We start from the raw sequence: 21,169 nt of genomic DNA, 5'->3' as shown, positions 1-21,169 counted from the left end.
CGTTCGCAATACGATCGATCAGGGAGTGCGTCGAGGATGACGAGGTCTTCACCGCCGATCATGTCGTCGTGACGACGGAATCGTGGACCGACGATCTGCTAGGTCCGCTCGGGCCTCACCAGAGGCCCGTGACGGCACCTCGTCCGTTGTGCGTCGTCCCCCCATCGATCGGCGCGGTCTCGTGTTCTGCCAGATCGTGCACCCAGGGTGGCTGACGGTCGATCGACAGCGAGCCCGCGCCCGTGCGATAGAACGCGGCCACCGTTCGGCTCATGACGAAGGCGAGCGCCACGTCCCCGGCGTGGCGGCAGGTCACGAGGGCGCTGCGCGCGTGCAGGTCGCGCATCAAGCGGGCGAAGTCGTCGGGAGTCTCGGTCGGGGGGATCTGGCTCTCTGTCGGAAGATGGGCACGAAGATCAGCCACGAGTTCTCGGCGTGCACGTATACGGAGGCGCGCGAACGCCTCCGTATACGCCCGGTCGGCGATGCTCCAGGGAACGTCGCCCATGACGTGCGCGTAGCGTGCGATCTTCTCTTCGTTGCTGATCGCGTACAGGGGATGTCGCCTCATCGCGGTGCCTTCTGACTGGAGTCGCCCGGATACGCCCGTGGGCCGTAGACGTCGAGGGAGGTATGCGGCAAGCCGACGTCGTTTTCGACGAAAACGAGCCGGCGGCAATGTCGGACCCCCTCGTCAGAATGGGGGTATGGAAGAGCTCGCGGGATCGGCAGGCAGCGACGGCGACATCGCCGCGCTGGCCGAGATCGTCGCGAGCGTCGAATCGGTGGCTGCGCAGCTCACAGCGGCACAAGTCGCCGAAGTTCGACTTCTTGCTCAGGCCGGGCAGCTCGCCGAAAAGCAGGCTTCGGGCGCTCGTGCGAATGTGCGCGTCCACGACATGGCGCTGCGGGCGATCGCCGCCGAAGTCGGCGGCATCCTCCGGGTGACCGACCGCACGGTGCAGCAGCGCATCGGCGAAGCGCGGGAGATCGTCGAGTGTTACCCCGCCGCATTGGCGGAGTGGGAAGCAGGACGACTGACTCGCGGCCACGTCCGGGTCATCGTGGATGCGGGTGCGGTCGTTCCACCGGCGCAGCGTGCCGAATTCGAGCGTGAGGCGATCGCGCGGTGCCGGATCGATACCCCGAACCGCGTACGCGCCGGACTCGAGATTCTCGCCGAGCGGATGGCTGACCGCTCCTTCACCGAACGGCACCGGGACGCGTGTATCTCCCGGGCGGTGCGGGTCGTTCCGGGGCGGAACGGCATGTCTGATGTCGTGGCGTCTGTGCCCACGGTGATCGCCGATGGAGTCCTCGACCGGCTTACGCAGCAAGCGCAATCCGTCGTCGACGCGCGCGAATCGGGCGACGACGACGCGCGCACGATAGATCAGGTGCGCGCGGACGTGTTCGCCGATCTCCTGCTCGCAGGCTTGCCCGCACTCGACCCCACGGCGACGGGCGATGCCCCCGGTGCCCTGGGCGCTATCCGCGCCCAGGTGCAGGTGATCGTTCCGGTGCTCACCCTTCTCGGCGCGGACGACGGTCCTGTCGATCTCGTCGGTCGGTCCCCTATCGATGCGGATACTGCTCGCTGTCTCGCCGCGAACGCGTCGAACTGGGCTCGTGTGCTCACCGAGCCGATTCAGGGAGTCGTGCTGGCCGTCGACCGCTACAACACCCCGTGGCCGCAACGCCGGTACCTTCGGGCGCGTGATCAGCACTGTCGGTTCCCCGGATGTCGGCGCGCGGCGATTCGGTGCGAGATCGACCACACGATCGACGCCGCGTTGGGCGGGCCCACCGCGCTCTGGAACCTTGCGCATTTGTGCCAACGACATCACAGCATGAAGCAGTTCACGAGATGGAAGGTCCGGCAACTGTCGGGCGGGATCCTCGAGTGGACGTCGCCCACCGGCCGGATCTATCGCGAAGACGCTCCCGCACCACCGGTCTACTTCGTGCCATCCTCGCTCGTGGGCTCGGCGTCGGCACCTTTCTGAACGGAACCCGCAGCTCGAAGATGGGGTTGATTCCTGCCGACCTTTGCAGTCGTCTCGTGGCGATCGGGTCGAAGCGCACGATTGAGCACCACTACTGCGATTGTGGCGCCACTCGATCGTCCAGCGCATCCGCCACGAAGGCAGCCATCGCATCCGCGCCGAAATGGTCATCGGCCGTGATCGTCACGACGGCATCGTCGGAGAAGATCAGCATCTGGCCGTACGCGCCGTGAAGCCGCCATGCTGAGCCGGGACCGCCCCAGCCGGCCATCGCATAGCGGTCATAGCCCGGGTTGACTCCCGAGACGACCCCGTCGCTGTGCATCGCATCGACCCACGTCGCCGACACCAGTTGCCGGCCGTTCCACCACCCGCGGTCACGGATGAGATGTCCGATCCGTGCGAATTCTTCGGTGCGCAACGCCACACCCTCGCCGGCGAGGATCCACCCGTTCGGACAGCGCATCCACGCGACGTCTTCGATCCCCAGGGGGTCGAACAATCGCGGGCGCAAGTACTCGGCCACGTCCCCGACCTGGGTGGCGAGTACGCGCATCGCCGTGTACGTGCTCGCGTTCGAATACTGGAACACGCGCCCTCGGGACGGACGCCGCAAGAACTCGAGCGCGAGATCAGGCCAATCGGTCATCATCGTCTCCGACCACGGCAGATCGATCCCGCTCGACATCGTCAACAGGTGCCGGAGGGTGACCTCCCCGACGCCAGCACCGAGGTCGACGTCGGGCAGGTGGATAGCGATCGGCGCATCCATCGAGATCGCGCGCTCGTCAGCGGCGATCCCTGCGGCGAGCACGCAGATGCCTTTCGCGGCCGAGTGGATCTCTTCGCGGACGTCCGCGCTCCAGCGGTGCTCCGCGACCTCGGTGCCGATCCGGACGTGCAGACCATGCGCCCGGAACCCGGTGACATCGGCTTGCTGAACGATCCGGTCGCGGATGATCTGCGCGCTACTCACTCTCACAGTCTGCCGGTACCGGGCGCGCACCAACGGGTCGCGGCCGTCATTGCGCAGGTGCTCAGCGCTTGCCCTTCAGATGCGCTTTGGCTTCCTTCTCGATGAGCACCGGAACGAAGTCGCGCACCTTTGCGCTATCGAAGCCGGCGCGAGCCTTCTCGACGGCAGCGGAGATCTCGGCAGCGGGCTTCTCCGGGAACCGTTCCTGCAAGCGGCCGACGATTTCTGCAACAGCGTGATCTTCGTCGCGGGTCTTGTCTTCGGCCACAGTTACCTCCGCTCGTGAGGGGCCAGAACGTCCCCTTGATCCGACTCTACTGGTCTGCGTTTCCGGGCGACACAGGTATCAATGGCGACCGCTCGCGGTGGTGCAGCATCCGTTCATCATCTGCACATTCGAGGTTCATCGACATCGCGGCTCGCAACCCGGAACATGGGTTCATTCGGCGCCGGCGCCGCACGATCCTGAAGCGAGAGGCGACGCCATGACCCGACCCGTTCGAGTTCTTTCGCTGTACGAGGGCTTCTTCGCCGGTGGAGCACGAGTACTCCACACCGACCTCATCTCGGGTCTCCACGCGAGAGGTGCGCAACAGCACAGCGTGCTCTCGATCGCGTCGGAGGCGCATCGGGAGTCCACGCGGCAGCCGATGGCGGCTGACCCGCGCTATCAGCACCTTCTCCGCGCGGGCATCGGTGTGACGACGCTCGGCCGCTCTGCGGGTGCCGAACCTCCGGGACGGCACACCTTCACCGACCGAGAACTCCTCGTGGCGAGTGCGGCCGTCCGTCAGGCGGACGTCATCCTCTCGTTGAAGGAGCAGCCTTTGGGTCTTCTTCTCGCGCTCAGTGAGCGGGGACTGCTCCCGCCCGTGCCCGTGGCGACGTGCCTGCACCGATCAGACCCGATCCATTCCGGGCCCGCCCTGGGCTGGCTGGTGGAAGCGACGGCCCTCGGCATCGTCGACGCGACGATTTCATGTGCCATCTCAACCGACGACGCCTATGCGCGCGCCGGTGTCGACGCGATCGACCGCTACATCATCGCGAACGGGATCGATACCGACCGGTTCCGGCCGGGCACCCCGGACGAAGTAGGGGCAACGAAGGCTTCGCTCGGTATTCCGGCGTCGGCTCCGGTCGTGGTCTTCGCCGCACGCTTCGACGCGATGAAGAATCCCGGCCTGTTCCTGCGCGCCGTCGCGGAACACCGCGCCAACCGACCCGACGCGCACTACGTGCTGTGCGGGGCGGGTATGGACTGGGCCAACCCCGCTTTTCGAGAGCTGGCCGATGAGGGCGGTGTCGGTGAGGCCGACTCGATCCACGCGCTCGGCATCCGCGACGACATGCCTGCGATCTTTCAGGTCGCCGATATCGTCGCGCTCACGAGCGCTTTTGGTGAGGCATCTCCCCTCTGCCTCTTGGAAGGCGCCGCGTGTGGCGCCACTCCGATCACGACTGACGTCGGCGACGCTGCCCATCAGGTGTCCGGGTTCGGACTGGTCACCAGTCACCGGCCTCACGAGATTGCCGCCGCGTGGGACGTGGCGCTCGGCAACCGGCAAACGGGGAGAAGCGCGTCCCTCGCTGCTCGCGACGGAGTCGGACGTGATCGCATGGTGGCCGATTATGCCGGAGCCATCAACCGGCTCCTCAGCATCGAAGAAGCAGCTGCCTGAGACCCGTCAGCCCAACCCGACCCGGGCGAGGAACGCGTTCGTGAACCGGCCGCCTGGGTCGAGTCTGCGCCGTAGCGCGACGAAGCGCTCCCACTCGGGGTAGCGGCGGGCGATGTCGTCGCCGGGCATGGTGAAGACCTTGCCCCAGTGCGGGCGCGCACTGTCCGGCAGGGCGTGCTCGAGCGTCGGAAGGAAGGCGCGCACGGCGGGTTCGTCCGGGCGCCACGTGAAGTGAAGCCCGACGGTATCCGTGCCGGAGGCGCCAGAAAGCCACAGATCGTCGGCAGCGATCGTCCGCACCTCGCAGACCAGCAGCAACGCGGCGATCGGTTCCGCCAGCGCGCGCAATGCGGTGATCGCCGCGCGGGCATCGCGCCGCGGCACGAGGTACTCGGACTGGAGCTCCTCGCCCGATGACGGCATGAACGCGAGTCGGAAATGGGGGAGCCGGTCAAACCATCGCCCGGGCTCCCCGCCCTGGGCCGTGCACGGCGCCGGATCGATGCCAGGAAGCGGATGCCGCGGCCCGTCGGCCCGTATCCCACCGAGTCGGGCAACGTCGCCGCGGGCGTTGCCGACGCGCGCTTTCACCCACACCTGATCGATGTGATCCGCATCCGCCCACCGAGTGAAGAGGCTCACGCTGTCACCCGCCGACGTGAGGGTGTCGAAGTCCGCGAGGGCGGCATCCCAGGTCACGCCTTCGTAGACCGTCTGGGCCACGTCGTACGCGGGCTCGACATCGAGGTGCACGTGCGTGACGACGCCGAGCGCGCCGAGCCCGACGACGTATCCGGCGAAATCCTCGTCGCCGCGGGCGACCGTCGCGAGATCGCCGGATGCTGTGACCAGCTCGAGCGCCGCGACCTGGGTCGCGAGCGATCCCGTGCGGTCGCCCGAGCCGTGCGTGCCCGTCTGCACCGCTCCCGCGACCGAGATGTGCGGCAGCGATGCGAGGTTGCGAAGCGCCAGCCCTTCACGTTCGAGCGTCGGCACGAGATCTCCGTACCGGATGCCGGCTGGCACCCGCACCGTGGCCCGATCGGGCGCGACGACGACGTCATCCGCCCGGGTCAACGCCTCGAGGGAGATCAGCACGCCGTCCGTGTCGGCGATGTCGGTGAATGAGTGGCGGCTGCCGATCACCCGGATCGAGCGCTCGCTCGCGACGATGCGGCGGAGCTCATCCATCGTCTGCGGGGTGAGCGCGGCGCGCGCACGGAACTGGATGTTGCCGGCACAATTGGTCAGGTCGATGGTCATCTCAGATGCCCACGGCCCGGATGAGCGTCGAGCGGTCGACGTTCATCATCGGTGTCGCAAGTCCCAGACGCGTGAGCGCCTCACCGGACAGAGTCACGCCGGTGCGGGCCCACTCCGGCATCCCGTCGGGGCGGATGCTGGCAGCGGCGAGATCGACGATCTCGACCCGATAGCGCCGCGCCCCATCGAGCCCCGGGAGCTGAATGCGTCCGAGCGGCGCCTCGATCGAATGATCGACGACGCTCAACCGGTACAGCGCCTCGGACCCGTCGCGCGCGATCACGCCCTCGAGCTCGACTGCCGGGTTGGATGAGTCGGCATGCACGACCGTGCCCGCGTGGAGAAGCGGACGCATCCGCTTGTGGAACGCGATCCATTCGCCGAGATGGGCGAGGTCATCGGGCGCCGCGACGGCGAGGTCCCACTCGATCCCGAAGTGGCCCCAGATCGCCGTCGCGGCGCGGAAGTCGAGATCGAGCGCGCGACCGGTCGTGTGGTCATGATCGGCACCGACGTGCGTGCCCATGAGCTCCGGCGGGAGGATCAGCGACGTCCATCGCTGCAGACGCTGCCGCTCGTGCGCATCGATGCAGTCCGACACCCAGACGCGGTCGCAGTGCTCCATGATCCCGAGGTCGATGCGGCCGCCGCCCCCGCAGCACGACTCGATCTCCAGGCCCGGGTTCCTGCTCGTGAGCGTGTCCAGCATCCGATACGTCGCGAGGGTCTGATCGTGCACACCGGGCCGGAACGACGGGCTGTGCCCCGCGTCGACGAGCGGACGGTTGTGATCCCACTTGAGGTAGTCGATGCCGTACTCCTCGATGAGGGCCGAGACGCTCTCGAGAACATACTCATATGCCTCGGGGTGCCCGAGGTCGAGCACGTGCTGCTGTCGCGACGGAACGCCGGGTCCGTTCGCGGTGCCGAACACCCATTCCGGATGCCGGCGCGCCAGCTCGGAGTCGAGATTGACCATCTCGGGTTCGAACCACAGGCCGAACTCCATGCCGAGTTCGTGCACCCGGTCGGCCAGAGGGCCGAGGCCGTCCGGCCAGACATCGCCGTCGACCTGCCAGTCGCCGAGACCGGCGGTGTCGTCGCGGCGGCCGGTGAACCATCCGTCGTCAAGCACGAAGCGCTCGACGCCGAGACCGGCAGCGTGCTGCGCCAAGTCGAGCAGGCGAGGCAGGTCGTGATCGAAATAGACGGCCTCCCACGTGTTGAGGATGACCGGGCGCGCCGTGGACGGATGCTGTGGACGCGCGCGGAGGAACTCATGGAACCGTCCGGCGAACGCGTCCAGTCCCTCACCCCATGACCCCATCACCCACGGCGAGGAGTAGCTCTCGTCTCGGCCCAGCACGATCTCGCCCGGCAACAGCTTCTCGCCACCGCTCAGCAGTCGCCACCCCGTGTTGCTGCGTTCGGCCGAGACGACGCCGTTGCCCGACCAGGCCAGGTGCACGCCCCACACGGTGCCACGGCGGAAGCCGAAATCACTCTCGCCCGCGCACAGGACGGTGGCCGAGTCATGCCCGGGGCGCCCGCCCCATGCTTCGCGGGTCCAGCGACCGTGCCGGAACGGATGCCGCTGTGGCGCACGTTCGTGCGCATGCCGGCCGGTCATATCCAGGAGTTCGTCGGCGAGAGCCGGCACAGGAAGAGCCGGTTCGAGCGCGGTCACCTCGTATCCGTCCTCGCCGCGGTTCGTCACCGTGGCGCGCACCCGGACCAGGCCCGCCGGTTCCACCACGAGCTCGGTCATGACCTCAAGACCGTTCGCCGGGTCGGTCGCGACGCTGACGAGGTGCGCGGCGCCCTCGCCGTCATCGATCGTGTGAGCGACGGATGCGGGCGCGAACGACCAGCTACGCCCACCGCGACTCCCGAGGATCCCAGGGTGCCCCAGCCATCCGCGCGTGTGGAGCGGGAGGAGCCCCACGAGCGGTTGCGCGTAGACCACCGAATCACCAACCGGCACCGCCAGCGCGGTGAGGACATCGCCGAGAACATCGCCGTCGATCTCGGGCCCCCAGTGCAGCACGGTGGGCAACTCATTGCTGTCGAGGCGTGCGATCAAGCTCGTTCCGCCGCGGCGGAGGTGGATGAGGCGAGGGGAATCGGTGGAAGTCATGCCGTCTTTTCGCAGGAAGATGTGATCGTGGCCATGGTGGCCTTCACTAGTCTGCCGGTCGAGGGCGGAGTGTGACGTCTCCCGCGCTACTCACCTTCCGAGGCGAGGCGATCGGCATCCGCGCTGTCGATGAGGTCTTCGTTCGCGTCCGGATCGAACTCTTCGTGGCCGTCGACCTCGACGACCGGTTCCCCCTCGGGAATGTCACTGTCCGGCACGGAGAGATGCGGGGGGTGCCCCTATGTGGTTAGTCAAGCGAAGTAGAAGCCCAGCGGGTGTCCGCGGTTGTGTCGAAGTCAGGGCAGTGGAGCGCGCCGAGGTCTGTGTAGGTTCTTCTTGAAGTTGTCCCTTTCGCGGATAGTTGTCCGTTCGAGTCGCCTATACGAAGGTGCGCGTGCGTTCGCACGTGATTTTGACGATCTGTTTGGGGATAGCCGATCCCGCTCGCCAGCGGATTGCCGGCGGGTGCTTCTCGGTCGCGACGCGGCGACCCGTCAGCGTATCTCGGCGTTTCTAGAGCAGCGATCCGAGGTCGGAGCCGAGGGAGGGGTAGGTGGCGGTGGCGGATTTGAGTTGCCGGGTGGTGAGGCCGAGCTTGATGGCGAGTCCGAAGGTGTTGATGAGTTCGGAGTAGTCCGGGCCGAGGAGGTGTGCGCCGAGGATCTGGTCGGAGGCCGTGTCGATGATGATCTTGGCGGCTGCGGTGGTTTCGGCGACTCGGTAGGTGGAGTACCAGTGGCTGGTGTCGGTGAAGTGCACCGCAATGTCGTGCCCGTTGCCGACGGCTTCGTGCTCGAGGAGTCCGACACGGTTCAATTCGGGGATGGTGAAAACAGTGGTGGGCACTCCGGTGTAGTCGGGCGTGGTCGTGGTGCCTTTGATCATGTTGGATGCGGCTACTTTGCCTTCGAACACGGCGACGGGGGTGAGAGGGTGGCCAGGCGTGTCTGCGGCGTCGCCGGCGGCGTATACGGCCGGGTTGGTGGTGCTCTGCAGGTGGGCGGCGACCGCGACACCGCGGGCGCCGCTGGCGATGCCGGCGGCGTCAAGATGAAGGCTGGCGAGGTTGGGAACCCTGCCTGCGCCGTGGACGACGAGGCCGGTGTCGATGCTGCCCGTGCTGCCGGTGGTGTCAATGTCGACTCGGTAGCCGGCCGGCGTGGCTTCTACTCCGGTGACGGTCGTGTTGCGAAGGACACGGATGCCGGCCTGCTCGGTTCGGCTGATGAGGAGTTCGACGAGGTCGGGATCGAACTGGCGCAGCGGGCGTGACCCTCGGTCGATGATCACGCAGTCGGCGCCCGCACGGGCGGCGATGTGGGCGAATTCGAACGAGATGAAGCCGCCGCCGATGAACACGATCTTCTGCGGTAGCTGATCGAGATCGAGGAACCCGGTGCTGTCGATGAGATTCCCGGCACCGCGGAAGTCCAGGGTGCGCGGGGTCGCACCGGAGGCGATAAGGAACCTGTCCGATCGATGGGCGGTGCCGTCGATGGTGAGCTCGTTGGTGCCGGTGAACTCGGCGTGCCCGTGGAAGGTGGTGACGCCATTGCCGGTGAGTTCGTTCTCCATCCGCTTCGGGACATGATCCGTGAAGCCGCGTTTCCGCGCCATCAGCGCTGGCCAATCCAGAGTCATCCCGTTCTGGTCGATACCGGTGCCGTTCATCAGCTGAGCTGCGTCGATGACCTCCGCGCCGCGGCGCAGGATCTTTTTCGGATCGCAGCCGCGCAGCGCGCATGTTCCGCCGTAGGGGAGTTCGTCGACGATCCCGACCTGCCATCCCTGCGCGGCGCACTTGTTGGCCGCAGCGATTCCCGCCATTCCCGCGCCGATCACGACCAGGTCGAACGTGTCACTCATACCGCCGCTGCTTCCGCGTGGGCGATCGCGTCGCGCAACTGTTCCAGTGTCGGGGATCCGGCGAGACCGTTCGGGGTGAGGTAGACCCGGCAGGACAAGCCCGGCGGCGCATCTGGTGCCGGAAACAATGCAGCCCCCTCGAGGAGAAGTGTGGGGGAGCCACGGAAGTCCAGCGCTTCCGCGTTCGCCTGCGTGGCTACGCGCTGCCGTTTCACCGTGAGGTCGGAACGCTCCGCGGCGATCATCGCCACGCGTTCCGCGGCCGTCTCCCAGTTGGGACACCCGTCGAAGTACTGCACCGTGATTTCCATGCACCGACCATAAACGTTGCAGTCAGATGCAAGGTCAAGTGGTGTGATGGAGACATGCGCATCGGAGACCTCGCCGAAATGACCGGCGTCAGCACACAGACCATCCGGTTCTACGAACGCGAAGGCTTGCTGCCGACCCCGCACCGAGAGAGCAACGGATACCGGGCGTACGAAGACCGTACGGTGGCACGAATCGGGTTCATCCGTGCCGCGCAGGCCGCTGGCCTCAAGCTGACCGATATCGCAGGAGTTCTCGAGCTGCGTGAGGCCGGACAAGCTCCCTGCTCACATGTGGAAGCCCTACTGGCTGGGAAACTCTCCGAGGTCCGTGCGCGACAGGAAGAGCTTGCCCGACTCGAAACGGAACTTGTCGGCATGATTGCGGCAAGCCGGATGCTTGACCCGGCGGAATGCTCCGCAGGCAGCGTCTGCAACCTGATCCCGCAGTAGCTGCCTGCGCCCATGCGACGCTCTCCGCGTCGCGGCCATAGACCTGGCGCCGCCTCAGCTGGCGTCTTCCCGGAGCGAGCAGCCCATACAGGTCGCGAAGGATGCTCGCCGGTAGCATCTGGCTTGTGCAGGATTCCGATATCGACCCGAAGGCAGCGGTCGCACTAGGGTGCTCATGCTGCGGCCGAAGCTATCAGCGTTCGAAACTTCACGCACTGGGGGACTCGGGGGCCTTCATCTGTCGGCGCTGCGGTCTATACGTCGCGCTCCGACTTAGACACGATCCCGTCCCGCGAGCGGACAAGTAGCCCACCGCTAAGCCGGATGTCGTGACAACCGTTGCATCTCACTGTAGGCCAGGGCCCAGCGGGCCGCCTGCAGTTGTTGTGCCTCAGGCGACCAGTCTCGTCGGAGACGGCTGGTAGAGGCTCCCGTCCCGGAGCATCGCGTAGAGGACGTCGGATCGTCGGCGGGCGAGAGCGAGCAGCGCTTGGTTGTGGCGTTTGCCCTGGCTGATCTTGCGGTCGTAGTAGGCGCGGGATTCGGGGTCGCGGAGCGCGGCGAATGCGGAGAGGAACATCGCGTTCTTCAGGATCTTGTTCCCGCGGCGCGATGAGTACTCGCCGCGGATCGAGGACCCGGATCGTCGGGTGACGGGGGCGAGGCCGGCGTAGGCGGCGAGGTGCCCGGCGGTCGGGAAGTGTTTGCCGGCGACTTCGGTGAGGAGTCGGGCTGCTGTCCTGACGCCGACTCCGGGCATGCTCGTCAGGACGGGCTGAAGAGGGTGCGCATCGACCATCTTCTCGACCTCCGCCGCGACCTCGTCTCGCTGCTTCCGCAAGCTCGCCAGCTGCGCGGCGAGGCGTGGGAGCACCAGGGCAGCGGCGTTCGTGCCGGTGACCACGACCGTCTGCTCGCCGAGCGCGGCGATGATCTCGAGCGCCCAGTCGCGACCTTTGCGGGGTGCGAGTTTCAGCATCCGCGTAGCGATCCGTTTCTCGCCGGCGGCGCGCATCGCGGCCGGTGAGGGGTATCGCTGCAGGAGGTCGAGGATCGCGGGGTGATCGAGTCGTGGCCCCATGGCGCGTTCCAGCGCGGGGTGGATCTGGGTCAGCAGCCCGCGGACGCGGTTGCCGACTTGGGTGATCTGGGCGGCGAGGTCGTCGTCGAATCCGCAGAGCATCGAGAGTTCCGCGACCTGTTCGTCGGTGACCTGGATCGACCGCAGGGTGTGCGGCATCGTCCGCGCGGTCTCCGCGATGATCGCCGCGTCCCTCGCGTCGGTCTTCGCTTCGCCTGGGTGAAGGTCTGCGATGCGTCGCATCGCCAGTCCCGGCAGATATCCGACCAGCGCGCCTGCGGCTTGCGCGACCGCTACCGGCAGCGCGCCGATCGTTGCCGGCTGATCCACGATCAGCAGCACACCGCCGTTCTTCTGAAGGTCGATGAGCACCGCGCGGAGCTTGCGCTCGTCGTTCGGGAGCGCCCGGTCGTAGAGCTTCTTGCCGGCCCGGTCGAGAGCGACCGCGTGGTGCTCGCCTTTGCCGACGTCGAGGCCGACGAACACGTCGACCTGGTCGTAATTTTCGATCTGGGTGACCACAGCTCCTCCGCTCGCTCGGGTTGACAGCTGCGACGGTGCGTCTCGGCATCCACGTTACGAACGACCTCGAGAGTGCTCGGGCCTGGCCCCTATCAGCGATCACCCACCGCCAACCAGGCTCGGTGACAACACCCCCCGGATCATGCGTACGACAGGGGGGACCAATCATGCCGAGCCCGGCAGGCTGCCACCGCCCGGCATGCTCACCAAGCGGCTACGAAGAAGGTAACGAGGGGGAGATTCGTCATGGTCGGGCTCCTCTACTCTGGAGCCTCCCACGGTAGCGCTCGAGCATCTGCGCGTGAAGGGCACGGAGCGAAGCGGCGTTACAGCAGGTCGCGGCGGTGGACGAGTGCGGCGGCGCCGATCAGCGGCGCATCGCCGCCGAGCCCGGCGCGCACGACCCGCAGGCGCGCGGCGTAGGCGTTCACTGACGACACGCGAACGGCGGCCTCGATCTGCTCGGTGAAATCGTCCGCAACGAACGAGAAGCCGCCGCCGACGACCGCGAGCTCGAGATCGAGCAGCGTCGCGGCGTTCGCGAGCCCCACACCGATCGCGTGGGCCGACCGCGCGACCGCGGAGACTGCCACCGCATCGCGGTCTCGATACGCGGCGGCGAGCTCTTCACCGGTCGTCCCCGCCCAGCCGTGCCGTTGTGCCCATGCCACGATGTGGGGGCCCGAGGCGAGCTGCTCCACGGTGGATGCCGCCGCATCCCCGTCGATGTCCGTCACGACGACCTGCCCGATGTGCCCTGCGTTGCCCGAGCAGCCGGCGACAAGCCGACCGTCGGAGATGATTCCGCCGCCGACACCCGTCGAGACGACGAACACGAGGGCGTTGGCGACGCCCCTCGCAGCACCGAGCCAGGCCTCGGCGAGAGCGATGCACGTGCCGTCGAGCCGCAGCGTGACGTCGTTGAGACCGCTCTCCCGTGCGACGAGCTCGACGATCGGCATGCCGTGCGCGGCGGGGAGATTGATGGGAGAAATCGTTCCGGCGGTGAGATCGATCGGACCCGCCGCGCCGATCCCCGCGGCGGTCACCGCGCTCCATTCGGGGAGCGACCGGCAATGGGTGATCACCTCGGCCAGAGCCCGCTCCAGCACGGTCCGATCGGCCGCGGCGGCCGCACCGGTCGCAGACCGCGTGCGGGACCCGCGAACGATGGCACCGCTCTCATCGATGAGGGCGGCCTCGACCTTGGTGCCGCCGAGATCGATAGCGAATGCGAGCGCCATGTGAATCCTCCCTGAGAGCCCTGTTCCATGCCTTTCACGGCATGGGCCCCAGCGTAGTGTCGGCCCCAGCTGTCGGTATCCGCCTGTGGCTTCGCTTGACGGAACTCCTTGGGGATCCGCGCCGATCGACTGGAGCCACTCGTGGCCGCACCCGTCCTCGCATCGCAGCCCACCTCTGCCATGGGCCCCATTCGCCAGACCTACGCAACGGCCGAGACCTTCCCCCCGGTCGCCCGTGTGTACACGCAGGTCTCACAGGTCGCCAAAGAGGTCGGTCTCCTCCGCCGCGCACCCCGCTTCTACGCCCTCGTCGGTTCGGGTGTCGCGCTCGCGTTCGGCGCGTGCGTCGCGGGCTTCATCCTGCTCGGCGACAGCTGGTTCCAGCTCCTCATCGCCGCGGCGCTCGGCATCGTCTTCACGCAGGCGGCCTTCCTGACGCACGAGGCTGCGCACCGGCAGATCCTGTCGACGGGCCCCGCCAACGACCGTCTGGCCCAGATCCTCGCGGCCGCAGCCGTCGGTATGAGCTACTCGTGGTGGGATGCCAAGCACTCGCGTCACCACGCCAATCCCAACCGCGTGGGCAAAGACCCCGACATCGAGGTCGACACCGTCTCGTTCCTCGAGGAGGACGCCGCGAAGTCTCGGGGCTTCGTGCGACTGATCACCCGCAAGCAGGGCTGGTTGTTCTTCCCGCTTTTGACGCTCGAAGGCATCAACCTGCACTACCTCGGCCTGAAATACCTCGTCACCGAGCCGAAGGTCAAGGGCCGGTGGATCGAGCTTTCCCTCATCGTCGCGCGCCTCGCGCTGGTCTTGGTGCCGGTGTTCCTGCTCCTCCCGCTCGGTATGGCGTTTGCCTTCATCGGCGTGCAGATGGCCGTCTTCGGCGTCTACATGGGGGCCTCATTCGCCCCCAACCACAAGGGCATGCCGATCATCGACGAGCACGCCCGGCTCGACTTCTTCAGCAAGCAGGTACGCACCTCCCGCAACATCCGTGGCGGCTGGTGGGCCACGTGGTTCATGGGGGGTCTCAACTACCAGGTCGAGCACCACCTCTTCCCGAGCATGGCACGCCCGCACTTGTCGAAGGCGCGACTGATCGTCATGGATGCCTGCGAATCCAACGGCATCCCGTACACCGAGACGAGCCTGTGGCGTTCGTACGCGATCGTGATCGACTACCTCAACCGCGTGGGCCTGGCCGCACGCGACCCGTTCGACTGCCCGATGGTCGGCGAGTACCGGCGCGTCTGACACGCAACGGACACAACGACAAAGGGGACGGCGCACGCCGTCCCCTTTGTCGTTGTAGATCAGGCGTTGCGCCGGATGACCTTCATCAGCCACGCGATGATCGCGATGACGAGGACGACGAGTCCGATCCACAGCAGGAACTTCGCCGCTTCGACGAAGACTCCGAACAGGATCAGAACGATGGCGATGACAAGAAGAATGATGGCAAGAGGCATACCTCGATCATCTACCCGGTTCTCGCGAAGCGGCAGATGGGTTGACAACGCGCCCTGCGGTGAGTAGAAAGTGTCGCGCCTATCTGTATCGCCCCGACACTGTCAAGGCCCTCGCCGGTCTCCCCGGTTCCTCGGTTCACTGAACACCAGTGAAGATACGACACCGAGACTGAGGGCGAGATCGTGAAAGACATCCTGTTCGACGGGCACCGGATTCTCACCACGGACAACGTCGCGGATGCGGTCCTCGACTACGCGCGTGTTCTTCTTGAGCACGACAAGACCGACATCGTCCGCTTCCCGACCCTGTACGACGGCAGCTTGAGTCAATGCGCGATTCTTCTCGGCGCGAGCGGCGTGCTCGCCGTCGTCGACGCCTTCATCGACCTCCCGATGGTCGTGGATGGCGCGGACCGCGCGTGTGACGAGATCTCTCGCCGCGCGGACGCATTACGGTAGGGGAGTGGGCAGGTTCAGCTATGAAGGCGATGCGAAGGTCGATTTCGACGATCGGGTACTCGCGCATCTGCAGGTCGTGATCGGGCAGAAGCTTCGCCGCGGGGAGCCGTTCTTCTTCAGTTGGCGCAACGATGCCAGTCTCGGCGACGGGCGAACGACAGTCTGGTTGCACCCGCAAGCGTCGCTCGTCTTCAAGTTCCACGGAAGCCGGCAGCCCACGCTCAACCGCGCGTGGCTCGAAGCGCTCAGCCAGACCGCGAACTCCGGCTCCGGGCTTTACGTCGTGCCCGAGCCTTCCGACTCCGGCACCGGCGAGGTCATGCTCGGCTGAGGTCTGCACGACCTCCGGACTCTGTCAATCCCCTCGACCCCTGCCCCGCTGGCGCGAAGGATGGGCTCAGAGGTGAGGGCCGATGACGACCAGCGTTCCGGAGAATCGGGACATCCAGATCGACGACGATCTGGAGTTGATTCCTATCGATGACCGTTCTTGGCGCCTCTGCGATACGCGCTGGAGTCCCAGCGATGCTCCGCACGTCGTCGCCTACATCGAGCACGTCGACGAGCACTACGACGTGGTGTGGATGAGCGGGACCCACCGTCGCTCCCGCCTGACCTGCCTCGAGGAGTGCCTCCGCGCCGGACGCGACCATCTCTCGGAGGAAGTGGCGCCGGGAACGCGACCGGTCGCGATCCCGCACTTCCCGCCGCAGCGGACGGCGTGAGCGCCGGTCAGGTGGCGACGTCGACCGTCTGGGGTGCGGCATCCTCTTCGGAGTCTGGTGCGGGCTCGATGTTCTCGGCGACAAGCGTGATTCCGCCGGACGAGTTCGCCGACTGAGCGAGGTCTTCGATCCATTCGCGGCTGAGCTCGGTCGGCTCGGGGTCGTCGAAGACGAACCGGATCGGAATCGACGGGTGTAGCCAGATGCTGCTGCGGCCGCGCGGCTCATCATCCAGATGCCGCCACGACACGGTGAAGCTCTCGCCGCGGCGAAGTTTGGTCGCGAGGACGACCTTCAGATGCGCCAACGCCCGGTCGTCGATGTGGATCGGTGTCGCCGATCCGCCGTAGTAGAGAGTGCCCACGGAGGGGAGTCTAACCCCACGTGCTCAGTCGATGCGCGAGTGGTCGCCGAGGCGGTGCCACGTGCGGTTGTGGTAGACCAACGCGTCGCCCTCGCCGACATCGCGGCCGAGTTCGGACTGCAGAGCGTGGGCGGCGATGACGGTGGATCCCCCGGCATCCATCCGTCCGATGACGGCGCAGCGCACCCAGGCCCGCACGTCGTGATAGACGGGCTCACCGGTGACGAGCCGTGACCAGCGGTGGGTTTCGGCAAATCGGTCGATCCCGCTGGTCGCGCCGAGCTGCGCGACCTCGAGATCGTGCGCGTCGAGCAGGTGCACAACCAGGGTTTCGGCGCGCAGAAGCACGTCGGATGCCGAGGACTGCGATGAAATCGAGAAGATCAGCAGCGGCGGTTCGGCGCTCACCGACGCGACCGAGGTGGCCGTCAGGGCGACCGGTCCATCGCCCGCGTCGGCGGTGATCACCGCGACCCCTCCCGGGTGACCGCGGAACAGGAGCTTGAACTCGTCCGCCGACAGTGACGACGCGAACTGGTGGCCGGGCGCCTGGGTCAGCGGTGTGTTCTGCGGTGCGGAATCGAACGTCATACCTCGACGCTACGCCGTCCGCGAGACACAAGGGCCAGCGGGGGCGTTCTTGTGACGGTGTGTGACGGGCCGGGCTTCAGGCGGCCAGGCCGCCCTGCGGGCGGATGACGCCGAGGCGGGCGAGCCCCAGATACATCTGGCAGCCGAGGCAGAATGCGAAAGCGGCGTTCAAGAACGCCGCGACGAACGCGGCGGCGCCGGCGATCGGCAGGGCCCACGGCACGCCGATCAGGTGCAGGACCAGACCGATCGTCACGACCGTGAAACCGACGACCTGCGCGAACCGCGGCGGGCGCGGATCTTCCAGATCGACCGGGGGCTTCAGGCGTGGCCGGACGAGGGTGCGAAAGAGCACCGACCACGGAGATGTTGTCGGCGAGGTGAAGCCCCAGACGAAGAGCAGATCGACGACCAGGAGCACCCAGAACGCGGGGTCGGCCACGCGTTCGGCGAACGATGCGCCCGGGCGCGTGGCGGAGCCGACGAGTGCGAGGAAGGTGCCGAGCAAAAGGAGCACCGCCGTGATGGATGCGGCGAAGCGCGGTCCGCGTGGATCGATCGCCGTCGGACGCGCACCGGTGTCGGGAGTCGTGGCCATGCGCCCACGCTAGCGATTCCACGGACGTTGAAAGCATCCGCCGTCATACGACGACACGCATCCTGGGCGTGCGGCGCCGTACCGTGGGGGGATGAACACTCCCGCCCGTTGGGCCGTTCTCGGTGCCGGTGCCATCACAACAGACTTTGTCCACGCCCTTCCGGCGGCCTCGCACGGTGTCTTGCACGCGGTGGCCGCGCGCGACGCCGACCGCGCGCGGGCTTTCGCCGACGCGCATGGCGCGCCGGCGTGGGGCACCTACGACGAGATCCTCGCGCGCGACGACGTGGATGCCGTGTACATCGGAACTGTGCACACCTCGCATGCGGAGCTCGCGCACGCGGCGCTGGATGCCGGCAAGGCGGTGCTGTGCGAGAAGCCGCTCGGCGTGACCGTCGAGGAGACCGAGGCGCTTCTCGCTCATGCGGAGGCGGTGCGGCTTCCCCTGGTCGAGGCCTTCAAGTATCGCTTCGGGCCGTTCCCCGACCGGCTGCGACGGCTGATCGAGAACGGAGTGCTCGGCGAGGTGACAGCGATCGAGGCATCCATTGGCTTCGACGCCGGTGACCGAAGCGGGCGCCTGTTCGATCCGGCCACCGCCGGTGGTGCGATTCTGGACGCCGGCTGCTACCCCGTCTCCCTCGCCGTCGGCGTCGCCGCCTGGACCGACCAGCTGAGTGACCCGCGCATCGTCGACGCGTCTGGTGTGGTGGGCGAGGTCGACGAGCGAGCTGAGGCCACGATCGAGTTCGGCGCTCTCACCGCGCGGGTCGCCACAGCGATCACGGAGTCCCTCTCGCGACGCGCCGTCATCCGCGGAACAGCGGGTGAGATCGAGATCGCGAACGTGTGGGGGAGTCGGGTGGAGAGCACCGACGCCGCCACGCTGCGCCTCAGCGATGGGACCGTGGAGGAGATCCGCACGGACACCGTGAGTCCGATGGCGGCGGAAGCGGACGCCACGATCCTCGCGCTGCGCGAGGGTCGCACCCAGGCGCCCGAGATGCCCTGGGACGAGACGCTCGCGACCGCGCGCCTGCTCGCCGCCTGGCGCGCCGCGCTGTAGGTCACACCGCGCGGATCGGGCCGGACCGCGGCCCGTGTACCTGGAGGTGCAGCCGCTCCATGCGGGCGTCGAGCAGCGCGGCCGAGTCGGCGGCATCCTTCAACTCTGCGAGCAGTTCACCCGGCACCGCCCGGTCGTACTTGTAGTAGATCTTGTGCTCGAGGCTGGCCCAGAAATCCATTGCGATCGTGCGGAACTGCACCTCGACCGCGACGTCCACGCGCCCCGTCGACAAGAACACCGGCACCTCGATGATCGCGTGCAGGCTCTTGTACCCGTTGGCCTTCGGCGTCGCGATGTAGTCCTTCACTTCGCGCACGCGGATGTCGTCCTGCTGCGTGAGCAGGTCGAACAGGCGGTAGGCATCCTTCGCGAAGCTGGTCGTGACGCGGACACCCGCGACGTCGGTGATGTGCGCGCGAATCGACTCGAACGTCGGGTCGATGCCTTTGCGGCCCACTTTGTCGATCAGGCTGTCGGCGGTCTTGACCCGCGCCGAGATGTGCTCGATCGGGTTGTAATCGTGCGTGAGCTGGAACTCGTCGCGCAGAATCCCGAGCTTCGTCTCGACCTCGCGCAGGCCGAACTGATACTCGAGCAAGAAACGCTGGAACTCATCGCGGAGCGCTCGCAGCTGCTCGGGGGAGAACGTCGCGATCCCGTCGTCGGTCATGACGGACAGGGGCTGCGGGGTGACGGCCATGTCTCGACGCTATCGATCGCGCATAGTTGTGGGCTGTGAGTGCAGAATGGATGCCGGGTATGCATATACTGGGAAATCACATACTCAGTATGCACGAGCGGAGAAGCACATGTCGGTACGACAAAGCCTGCTGGCGATCCTCGATCAGGGGCCCTGCTACGGCTATCAGCTGCGCGCAGAGTTCGATCGGCGTACCGGATCGACCTGGCCGCTCAATGTCGGTCAGATCTACAACACGCTCGACCGGCTCGAGCGCGACGGCCTCGTCGAGAAGGGCGAGACCGACGATCAGGGGCACGTGTATTGGCAGATCACGGATGCCGGATCGGCCGAGGTGCGCGCCTGGCTCGCGTCACCGGTCGAGCGCTCCTGCGGCACGCGCGACGAGCTGGCGATCAAGCTCGCCGTCGCCGCGACGTTGCCGGGCGTCGACGTCGGCGACGTCATCCAGACCCAGCGTGCGGCCTCGCTGCGCCAACTCCAGGAACTCACCCGCGCCAAGTACGCCGGAAGCGACCCGGACGGCCCCGAAGAACTCGCGTGGTCGCTCGTCGTCGACTCGATGATCTTCACGGCGGAAGCCGAGATCCGCTGGCTCGACCACACCGAGCAACGCCTCGCCCAGCATCCGCAGCACGCGATGACGCTCGAGCTGTCGACCGAAAAGCCCAAGCGCGGACGCCCCGCCAAGGTCGAGGCCGACGCATGAGCACCGTCCTGCAACTCATCGGCGTGACCGCGGGCGAGGGGCCTCGGCCCGACCTCACGCGGCGCACGGCCATCACGTGAGCGGCGCGTAACCTCGACCCATGACCGCCGTGTACCTGACGACCCCGCACGAACTGATCGACCTGCAACGGCGCGGCCGTGTGCGCGTTCTCGACGTCCGCTGGCGCCTCGGCGGTCCGGACGGTCACCCCGCCTACCTCGAAGGGCACGTGCCGGGCGCTGTCTTCGTGCGGCTCGATGAAGACCTGGCGGCGCACGGCGACCCGACGGACGGCCGCCATCCGTTGCCCGACGCGTCGGAGTTCCAAGCATCCGTCCGTCGCTGGGGGGTCGATGACGGCGACATCGTGGTCGTCTACGACGACTGGCAAGGATACGGTGCGGCACGCGCATGGTGGATGCTGCGCGACGCCGGCGTGGATGCCCGCGTGCTCGACGGAGGGCTTCAGGCCTGGCGTGACGAAGACCTGCCGCTCGAGACCGGCGAGGTCACGCCGGCGCCGGGATCGGTCACCTTGCGACCGGGCCAGTTGCCGCAGCTCACGATCGACGAGGCCGCCGCGCTCGCGCAGGACGGTGTTCTGCTCGACGCGCGCGCCGGAGAGCGCTATCGCGGCGAGACCGAGCCGATCGACCCGCGCGCCGGGCACATTCCGGGCGCGCTGAGCGCACCGACGAGCGAGAACCTGGACGAGCGGGGGCGGATGCGTTCATCGGCCGACCTCCGCGCACGGTTCGCCGAGTTCGGCCCCGTCGATGCGCCCGTCGGCGTGTATTGCGGATCGGGCGTGAGCGCCGCGCAGCAGGTGCTGGCGCTCATGGTCGCCGGGTACGACGCCGCGCTGTACCCGGGCTCGTGGAGCCAATGGTCGAACCACCCCGATCGCCCCGTGGCGACCGGCGCGCAGCCCTGACGTCAGG

Annotated in this window: 25 protein-coding genes; 10 read left to right on the top strand and 15 right to left on the bottom strand. The window is 67.2% G+C overall.

Annotated features, from left to right (window positions below; translation table 11 throughout):
• Window positions 1–115: 115 nt before the first annotated feature.
• Complete coding sequence (locus tag Q0653_RS13375; protein WP_298945126.1) at window positions 116–571, bottom strand: hypothetical protein; 456 nt, start codon at window positions 569–571, stop codon at window positions 116–118.
• Between the two features lie 136 nt (window positions 572–707).
• On the opposite strand from Q0653_RS13375, the gene Q0653_RS13370 reads away from it, so the two are divergent.
• Window positions 708–2,006: an HNH endonuclease signature motif containing protein gene (locus tag Q0653_RS13370; RefSeq protein WP_298945124.1), complete on the top strand. Its 1,299-nt coding sequence runs from the start codon at window positions 708–710 to the stop codon at window positions 2,004–2,006.
• Window positions 2,007–2,097: 91 nt separating this feature from the next.
• On the opposite strand, the gene Q0653_RS13365 is transcribed toward Q0653_RS13370, so the two are convergent.
• Complete coding sequence (locus Q0653_RS13365) at window positions 2,098–2,982, bottom strand: serine hydrolase (RefSeq protein ID WP_298945122.1); 885 nt, start codon at window positions 2,980–2,982, stop codon at window positions 2,098–2,100.
• 61 nt (window positions 2,983–3,043) lie between these two features.
• Window positions 3,044–3,250: a three-helix bundle dimerization domain-containing protein gene (locus tag Q0653_RS13360; protein WP_298945120.1), complete on the bottom strand. Its 207-nt coding sequence runs from the start codon at window positions 3,248–3,250 to the stop codon at window positions 3,044–3,046.
• Between the two features lie 217 nt (window positions 3,251–3,467).
• On the opposite strand from Q0653_RS13360, the gene Q0653_RS13355 reads away from it, so the two are divergent.
• On the top strand, window positions 3,468–4,664 hold the full coding sequence (locus tag Q0653_RS13355; RefSeq protein ID WP_298945118.1) for a glycosyltransferase: 1,197 nt from the start codon (window positions 3,468–3,470) through the stop codon (window positions 4,662–4,664).
• Between the two features lie 6 nt (window positions 4,665–4,670).
• On the opposite strand, the gene Q0653_RS13350 is transcribed toward Q0653_RS13355, so the two are convergent.
• The 5 genes from Q0653_RS13350 to Q0653_RS13330 form a co-directional block, all read right to left on the bottom strand.
• A complete protein-coding gene (locus Q0653_RS13350) occupies window positions 4,671–5,927 on the bottom strand; it encodes a D-arabinono-1,4-lactone oxidase (RefSeq protein WP_298945116.1) in 1,257 nt (418 codons plus the stop codon).
• A 1-nt stretch (window position 5,928) separates the two neighbouring features.
• Window positions 5,929–8,064 (bottom strand): alpha-galactosidase, encoded by a 2,136-nt coding sequence (locus Q0653_RS13345; RefSeq protein WP_298945114.1) that lies wholly within the window; start codon window positions 8,062–8,064, stop codon window positions 5,929–5,931.
• An 86-nt stretch (window positions 8,065–8,150) separates the two neighbouring features.
• Window positions 8,151–8,282: a hypothetical protein gene (locus tag Q0653_RS13340; protein WP_298945112.1), complete on the bottom strand. Its 132-nt coding sequence runs from the start codon at window positions 8,280–8,282 to the stop codon at window positions 8,151–8,153.
• Window positions 8,283–8,577: 295 nt separating this feature from the next.
• Window positions 8,578–9,930, bottom strand: coding sequence for an NAD(P)/FAD-dependent oxidoreductase (locus tag Q0653_RS13335; protein ID WP_298741132.1), 1,353 nt, complete (start codon window positions 9,928–9,930; stop codon window positions 8,578–8,580).
• Window positions 9,927–10,241: a hypothetical protein gene (locus Q0653_RS13330; protein ID WP_053546315.1), complete on the bottom strand. Its 315-nt coding sequence runs from the start codon at window positions 10,239–10,241 to the stop codon at window positions 9,927–9,929. The genes Q0653_RS13335 and Q0653_RS13330 overlap by 4 nt, the downstream gene beginning before the upstream one ends.
• 54 nt (window positions 10,242–10,295) lie before the next feature.
• On the opposite strand from Q0653_RS13330, the gene Q0653_RS13325 reads away from it, so the two are divergent.
• Window positions 10,296–10,691, top strand: coding sequence for a heavy metal-responsive transcriptional regulator (locus tag Q0653_RS13325; RefSeq protein WP_053546316.1), 396 nt, complete (start codon window positions 10,296–10,298; stop codon window positions 10,689–10,691).
• A 391-nt stretch (window positions 10,692–11,082) separates the two neighbouring features.
• Here Q0653_RS13325 and Q0653_RS13320 read toward each other — a convergent pair whose 3' ends face one another.
• A complete protein-coding gene (locus Q0653_RS13320; protein ID WP_298945243.1) occupies window positions 11,083–12,282 on the bottom strand; it encodes an IS110 family transposase in 1,200 nt (399 codons plus the stop codon).
• A gap of 338 nt (window positions 12,283–12,620) precedes the next feature.
• Window positions 12,621–13,538, bottom strand: a complete 918-nt coding sequence (locus Q0653_RS13315; protein WP_298742151.1) for an ROK family protein — start codon at window positions 13,536–13,538, stop codon at window positions 12,621–12,623.
• 180 nt (window positions 13,539–13,718) lie between these two features.
• Here Q0653_RS13315 and Q0653_RS13310 point away from each other — a divergent pair, with 180 nt between their 5' ends.
• Window positions 13,719–14,798, top strand: coding sequence for an acyl-CoA desaturase (locus Q0653_RS13310; protein WP_298945241.1), 1,080 nt, complete (start codon window positions 13,719–13,721; stop codon window positions 14,796–14,798).
• A 59-nt stretch (window positions 14,799–14,857) separates the two neighbouring features.
• Here the strand turns inward: Q0653_RS13310 and Q0653_RS13305 are convergent, their stop codons facing one another.
• The gene (locus tag Q0653_RS13305) at window positions 14,858–15,013 is read right to left on the bottom strand and encodes a hypothetical protein (protein WP_298742153.1); all 156 of its coding nucleotides are present in this window, start codon (window positions 15,011–15,013) and stop codon (window positions 14,858–14,860) included.
• 183 nt (window positions 15,014–15,196) lie between these two features.
• Between Q0653_RS13305 and Q0653_RS13300 the strand changes: the two genes are divergently transcribed.
• From Q0653_RS13300 to Q0653_RS13290, 3 genes are all read left to right on the top strand, one after another.
• A complete protein-coding gene (locus tag Q0653_RS13300) occupies window positions 15,197–15,472 on the top strand; it encodes a hypothetical protein (protein ID WP_298742154.1) in 276 nt (91 codons plus the stop codon).
• 4 nt (window positions 15,473–15,476) lie between these two features.
• On the top strand, window positions 15,477–15,803 hold the full coding sequence (locus tag Q0653_RS13295) for an ATP-dependent DNA ligase (RefSeq protein WP_298742155.1): 327 nt from the start codon (window positions 15,477–15,479) through the stop codon (window positions 15,801–15,803).
• An 82-nt stretch (window positions 15,804–15,885) separates the two neighbouring features.
• Window positions 15,886–16,197, top strand: coding sequence for a hypothetical protein (locus Q0653_RS13290; RefSeq protein ID WP_298945108.1), 312 nt, complete (start codon window positions 15,886–15,888; stop codon window positions 16,195–16,197).
• 7 nt (window positions 16,198–16,204) lie between these two features.
• Here the strand turns inward: Q0653_RS13290 and Q0653_RS13285 are convergent, their stop codons facing one another.
• From Q0653_RS13285 to Q0653_RS13275, 3 genes are all read right to left on the bottom strand, one after another.
• On the bottom strand, window positions 16,205–16,561 hold the full coding sequence (locus Q0653_RS13285) for a hypothetical protein (RefSeq protein WP_298945106.1): 357 nt from the start codon (window positions 16,559–16,561) through the stop codon (window positions 16,205–16,207).
• Between the two features lie 24 nt (window positions 16,562–16,585).
• Window positions 16,586–17,152, bottom strand: a complete 567-nt coding sequence (locus Q0653_RS13280; RefSeq protein WP_298945105.1) for a flavin reductase family protein — start codon at window positions 17,150–17,152, stop codon at window positions 16,586–16,588.
• A 76-nt stretch (window positions 17,153–17,228) separates the two neighbouring features.
• Entirely contained in the window at window positions 17,229–17,750 is a 522-nt protein-coding gene (locus tag Q0653_RS13275; RefSeq protein ID WP_298945103.1) for a DUF4395 domain-containing protein, read from the bottom strand.
• 91 nt (window positions 17,751–17,841) lie between these two features.
• Between Q0653_RS13275 and Q0653_RS13270 the strand changes: the two genes are divergently transcribed.
• The gene (locus Q0653_RS13270; RefSeq protein WP_298945101.1) at window positions 17,842–18,816 is read left to right on the top strand and encodes a Gfo/Idh/MocA family oxidoreductase; all 975 of its coding nucleotides are present in this window, start codon (window positions 17,842–17,844) and stop codon (window positions 18,814–18,816) included.
• A gap of 1 nt (window position 18,817) precedes the next feature.
• On the opposite strand, the gene Q0653_RS13265 is transcribed toward Q0653_RS13270, so the two are convergent.
• On the bottom strand, window positions 18,818–19,489 hold the full coding sequence (locus Q0653_RS13265) for a GTP pyrophosphokinase family protein (protein ID WP_298945239.1): 672 nt from the start codon (window positions 19,487–19,489) through the stop codon (window positions 18,818–18,820).
• Window positions 19,490–19,628: 139 nt separating this feature from the next.
• Between Q0653_RS13265 and Q0653_RS13260 the strand changes: the two genes are divergently transcribed.
• Window positions 19,629–20,228: a PadR family transcriptional regulator gene (locus tag Q0653_RS13260; protein WP_298945099.1), complete on the top strand. Its 600-nt coding sequence runs from the start codon at window positions 19,629–19,631 to the stop codon at window positions 20,226–20,228.
• Window positions 20,229–20,328: 100 nt separating this feature from the next.
• Window positions 20,329–21,162 carry a sulfurtransferase gene (locus Q0653_RS13255; RefSeq protein WP_298945097.1) on the top strand — a complete coding sequence of 278 codons (834 nt, stop codon included), beginning with the start codon at window positions 20,329–20,331 and terminating at the stop codon, window positions 21,160–21,162.
• Window positions 21,163–21,169: the final 7 nt, after the last annotated feature.

Source organism: uncultured Microbacterium sp. (genome assembly GCF_947488465.1).
Classification (GTDB): Bacteria; Actinomycetota; Actinomycetes; order Actinomycetales; family Microbacteriaceae; genus Microbacterium.
This window is presented reverse-complemented; position numbering and strand designations above follow the sequence as displayed.